At 65.7% G+C, this 4,613-nt stretch carries 6 protein-coding genes; 1 reads left to right on the forward strand and 5 read right to left on the reverse strand.

Going from position 1 to position 4,613, the window contains the following annotated elements; all coding sequences use genetic code 11:
• The first annotated feature begins 4 nt into the window (after positions 1-4).
• A complete protein-coding gene (locus HKL97_RS01530) occupies positions 5-694 on the forward strand; it encodes a phosphoadenylyl-sulfate reductase (RefSeq protein ID WP_291422183.1) in 690 nt (229 codons plus the stop codon).
• A gap of 1 nt (position 695) precedes the next feature.
• On the opposite strand, the gene HKL97_RS01535 is transcribed toward HKL97_RS01530, so the two are convergent.
• From HKL97_RS01535 to HKL97_RS01555, 5 genes are all read right to left on the reverse strand, one after another.
• On the reverse strand, positions 696-2,117 hold the full coding sequence (locus tag HKL97_RS01535; RefSeq protein ID WP_291422172.1) for an MFS transporter: 1,422 nt from the start codon (positions 2,115-2,117) through the stop codon (positions 696-698).
• Positions 2,117-2,467: a DUF971 domain-containing protein gene (locus HKL97_RS01540; protein ID WP_291422175.1), complete on the reverse strand. Its 351-nt coding sequence runs from the start codon at positions 2,465-2,467 to the stop codon at positions 2,117-2,119. Before HKL97_RS01540 ends, HKL97_RS01535 begins: the two co-directional genes overlap by 1 nt.
• Positions 2,464-2,658, reverse strand: a complete 195-nt coding sequence (locus HKL97_RS01545) for a Trm112 family protein (protein ID WP_291422177.1) — start codon at positions 2,656-2,658, stop codon at positions 2,464-2,466. Before HKL97_RS01545 ends, HKL97_RS01540 begins: the two co-directional genes overlap by 4 nt.
• 2 nt (positions 2,659-2,660) lie before the next feature.
• Positions 2,661-3,335, reverse strand: a complete 675-nt coding sequence (locus tag HKL97_RS01550) for an LON peptidase substrate-binding domain-containing protein (protein WP_291422179.1) — start codon at positions 3,333-3,335, stop codon at positions 2,661-2,663.
• 132 nt (positions 3,336-3,467) lie between these two features.
• Positions 3,468-4,409 carry a tetratricopeptide repeat protein gene (locus tag HKL97_RS01555; protein WP_291422181.1) on the reverse strand — a complete coding sequence of 314 codons (942 nt, stop codon included), beginning with the start codon at positions 4,407-4,409 and terminating at the stop codon, positions 3,468-3,470.
• Between the last annotated feature and the right edge of the window lie 204 nt (positions 4,410-4,613).

A 4,613-nucleotide genomic window follows, 5' to 3' on the forward strand; every position in this document is an offset into this window, starting at 1 on the left:
CCTGATGCTCGACACGGTAGACCCCGCCGCCGGGCAGGCCGTGCTGGCTGACGCCATCACCTCCCGTTTCGCCGGCAAAATCGCCCTGGTATCCTCCTTCGGCACCGAATCGGCTATCCTGCTGCATATGGCCGCGCAAATCGACAACGCCACCCCGGTGATCTTTCTCGAAACCGGCAAACTCTTCCCCGAAACCCTGGCCTACCGCGACGCGTTGATCGCCCAGCTCGGCCTCACCGGCGTGCGCAACATCCGCCCCAGCCCGGCGCAGCTCACCACCTGGGACCCCGAGGGGACGCTCTGGGAGCGCGACACCGAACTGTGCTGCGCCATCCGCAAGACCAACCCGCTGGACGAAGCCCTGGAAGGCTTCACCGCCTGGATCACCGGGCGCAAGCGCGTTCAGGGCGGCGGGCGGGCCAATCTGCAACTGGTGGAACCAGGGGCCGACGGCCGCACCACGGTCAACCCGCTGGCCTTCTGGAGCGATGACGAAATGGATGCCTATTTCATCACCCACGGCCTGCCGCGCCACCCGCTCCAGGCCCAGGGGTACACCTCCATCGGCTGCGCCACCTGCACGCTGCGCCCGCTGCCCGGCCAGGACAAACGCTCCGGCCGCTGGGCCGGACAGAAAAAGACCGAATGCGGCATCCACACCGCACGTCTGGCCACCACGGCCTGGGAGATCTGAGCTACCCGCGGTGGCCGCTCAACGCCTGCCCTGCATCCGGGCGCAACCGCGCGCAAAACGGCACCGCCATCATTGAGAACAGCCCAACCACGATGAATCCCATCGCGTAGTCGGATTTCATCGCCACGGCGTGCTGGTGCCACCGGGCGGAAAGCTCCAGCGTGGTGGCCCCCACCACGATCCCCAAGGTCAGCGTGAGCTGCTGAATGGTAGAATAGAGCGAGGTCGCGGCGGACATCCGCGCGCGCGGAATATCGCCATAGGCAATGGTGTTGAAAGCGGTGAACTGCAACGAACGGAAAAACCCGCCCAGCAGCAAAATCCCATCCAACACCAGCGGCGGCCAGCCCGGCTGAAAACTGGCGCAGGCCATGATGAACAACGCCGCGACAAAGCCGTTGAGCATCAGCACGCTCCGGAAGCCGAACCGCCGCAGCAACGGCTGCGCGGCGGGCTTCATCGCCAGCGCCCCGGCCGCCGAGGCAAAGGTGATCAGCCCGCTCTGCATCGGCGACTTGCCGAATCCAAGCTGCAGCATCAGCGGCAGCAGAAACGGCAACGCCCCCACGGCAATGCGGAACAAGCTTCCCGCCACCACTGAATTGGCAAAGGTCGGTATCCGCAGCAGGGAGAAATCCAGCACCGGCTGCGGGTGACGGCGCATGTGCAACAGATACAGCCAAACCGCACCCGCGCCGGCCGCCAGCGCCCCCAGCGTCCAGGAGAGCGGCACCAGACTGCGCCCCGCGGTCTCGAACCCCGCCATCATCGCCGCCATGGCAAACCCTGTCAGGATCAGCCCCCAGGAGTCCAGCCTACCGCCCCGCCCGGCCTCACGGCTGTCGGGAATGAACAGGCTCACCGCGATCACCCCGATAATGCCGATCGGCACGTTGATATCGAACACCCAGCGCCAGGAAAAATATGTGACGATGAACCCGCCCAGCGGCGGCCCCAGAATCGGGCCGACAAGCGCCGGCATGGTCAGCCAGGACATCGCCACCACCATCTGCGCGCGGCTGACCGAGCGCAGCAGCACCAGCCGCCCGACGGGCAGCATCATCGCCCCGCCCAGCCCCTGCACCACCCGCGCGGCAACCAGAAACCCAAGGTTTGGCGCCATCCCGCAGGCCACCGAGGCCAGGGTGAAAATCATGATCGCGATGCGAAACACCTGGCGCGCGCCGAAATGGTCCGCCACCCAGCCGCTGGCCGGGATGAACACCGAAAGACTGATCAGATACGAGGTCAACGCCACGCTCATATGCAGCGGCGGCGCATGGAAACTGCGCGCCATTGCCGGCAGCGCGGTGGCGATAACGGTGGAGTCCAAATTCTGCATGAACAGAGCGGTCGCGATGATCACCGCCATCAGCCGCATCCGGCGTTCACTGATAACCGGCTCGGCCTCGTCCTGTTCCATCACGCGCGGCTGGCGCCCGCGGCTTCCAGCCGTTGCAGGTAACGCCGCCAGCGGATGGCGTGTTCGCGCCCCAGTTCCTCAAGATAGTCCCAGGAAAATATCCCGGTGTCATGCCCGTCAGAAAAACTCAGCCGCAGCGCGTAATTGCCGGCCGGCTCAATGCCGATGATGCCGACATGCATCTTGCCCGTCACCAGCACCGCCTGCCCCGGCCCATGCCCCTGCACTTCGGCGCTGGGGCTCTCCACCCGCAGATACTCCGCCGGCAGGCTCAGCACGCGGCCATCCTCATAGCTCAGTTCGAGCAGGTTTTCCGCCCGCCTCAGCTTGATCTGCGCCGGCGTGCTCACGGCTCGAGCACGCGGGCTTCTTCCGCCAGCATGATCGGGATGCCGTTGCGAATCGGATACGCCAGGCCGGCCTTGGGGCTGATCAGCTCGCCGTGCTCACGGTCATAGGTCAACGGTCCGCGGGTCAACGGGCAGACCAGTATCTCAAGCAGCCGCGGGTCGACCGGCGGTTCTTTCTCTTCTTTATCCATGCTCAACTCGCTTTCGGTTCATCGTCATCTTCGCCATGCCCATCCTCGAAGGCATTGATCTCCAGCAGCGCCAGCAGCGCGCGGGCGCGTTCGGCCTCATCGCGCGCCTCCAGCAAAGCCTGTTTCTCCTCAACGTCAAAAGGGCAGGCCATGGCGAGCGAGACCACCAGCGCCGCGTCGGGCATTTGCGCGATGGTGTCCCAGTTCGCCTCCACCCCGGCCTTGGCGAAATAACGCCGCAGGGCGGCCAGCAATACGCTCCGCTCGAAGGGCAACCCCGCCTGCGGCTCCTGCAAATCGGCCGCAAAACCGCTAAAGGCGCCGCGTACCCGGCGGTAGCCGCGCCGCTTCTCCACTTCCTCGACAAGGGTAAACCGCGCCACCCCGGTCAGCGTGATGAGGTAACGCCCGTCGCCACTCTCCTCAAACGCGGATATCCGCCCCAGGCAGCCAATGCGGTACAGGCCGGGGCCGTTGCCGCCGCGCGCCAGCCGCTTGTCGGGCTGCACCATCCCCAGCATCCGTCCAGAGGCCAGCGCATCCTCCACCAAAGCGAGGTAACGCGGCTCGAAGATGTTCAGCGGCAACCGCCCGCCGGGCAGCAGCAGCGCGCCCGCCAGGGGAAACACCGCGAACTCCTCCGGCAGATTTTCCAACGCGGGGGGCAAAACCGCCATGCGCGAGTGTCCCAATTCCAAAGTTCGTAACATCAAAACATCTTCCCTCACGGGACACTAGCGCTTTGTTCTCAGTGGCCTGCTTGTCCCTTCCGTCCACCGCGAGATGCGGCGGACTTCAGGGGCAGGACACTAGCGAAACAACAGCGCTGAAAGCTTGCGCCGCGCCGCCATGGTGGCCTCATCGTCAAACCCCCAGGCCTCGAAGAACTTCAGCAGTTGCAGCCGCGCGGCATCCTCGTTCCAGGCCCGGTTACGGCGCACGATGTCCAGCAGCGCATCCGCCGCCGCGCCACGCTCGCCCGAGGCGTTCAGCGCCGTCGCCAACTCGTAGCGCGCCTCGAAATCATCCGGATCAGCCGCCAGCCGCGCCTCCAGCCCGGCGCGCGCGCCCTGCGCCTTGCGCCCCTCGGCCGCCAGCGCCAGCGCCGAGCGCGCCCCTGCGATTTCAGCATGCTCCGCCAGCTTCTCCGGCACCCCCGCCAGCACCTCGCCAGCCTGCTCCTCATCACCCAGCGCGATCAGCGCCCGCGCCAGACCGGACCATGCCTCCGGCTTTTCCCGGTCCGCCTGCACCGCGGCCGCGAAATGCTGCGCCGCCGATTCGGCATCGCCCTGTTCCAGAAATTCCTTGCCCTGCGCGATCAGCTCCGCCCCTGGCGCCGCCGACCCGGCCAGCTTCAGCAACCCTTCCACGAATCGCTTCACCTCGCTCTCCGGCAGCGCACCGGAGAAGGTATCAGCCACCTGCCCCTGCCAGAACGCCACCACAGTCGGCACCGACTGCAACGGCAGCCCCATGCGGGTGAGCTGCGCCACCAGCGCCTGGTTCTTGTCGATGTCGATTTTTACCAGCCGCACCCGCCCGCCCTGCGCGCGCACGGTTTTTTCCAGCACCGGCGTCAGGGTTTTGCACGGGCCGCACCACGTCGCCCAGAAATCCACCAGCACGGGAATTTCACGCGACGCATCAACCACATCCGCCATAAAACTGGTCTGGTCACTGTCGATAATCATATTAGCCGGCGGCGGCGCCGGAGTCGCATCGGTCTCGGTACTGAAAAGGCTGCTCATCACTCTTGATCCGTATGGGTTTCCTTGAGGCAGTATATAGTATCAATCCGCGCGCTCACACCCCACGCCAACGAACATGCGGGGGGAGGCTTGCAATCCTCCTCAAGGGGCCTTAAAGAGCCGCTCACGCCATGAGCGGGCGTAGCTCAGGGGTAGAGCACAACCTTGCCAAGGTTGGGGTCGTGGGTTCGAATCCCATCGCCC

Source organism: Acidocella sp. (genome assembly GCF_013044125.1).
Classification (GTDB): domain Bacteria; phylum Pseudomonadota; class Alphaproteobacteria; order Acetobacterales; family Acetobacteraceae; genus Acidocella.

Excerpts from the sequence above, each read along its gene's own strand:
- HKL97_RS01550 (WP_291422179.1), bottom strand. The coding sequence starts at position 3,335 with ATGGCGGTTTTGCCCCCCGCGTTGGAAAATCTGCCGGAGGAGTTCGCG.
- HKL97_RS01555 (WP_291422181.1), bottom strand. The coding sequence starts at position 4,409 with ATGAGCAGCCTTTTCAGTACCGAGACCGATGCGACTCCGGCGCCGCCG.
- HKL97_RS01535 (WP_291422172.1), bottom strand. The coding sequence starts at position 2,117 with ATGGAACAGGACGAGGCCGAGCCGGTTATCAGTGAACGCCGGATGCGG.
- HKL97_RS01530 (WP_291422183.1), top strand. The coding sequence starts at position 5 with ATGCTCGACACGGTAGACCCCGCCGCCGGGCAGGCCGTGCTGGCTGAC.
- HKL97_RS01545 (WP_291422177.1), bottom strand. The coding sequence starts at position 2,658 with ATGGATAAAGAAGAGAAAGAACCGCCGGTCGACCCGCGGCTGCTTGAG.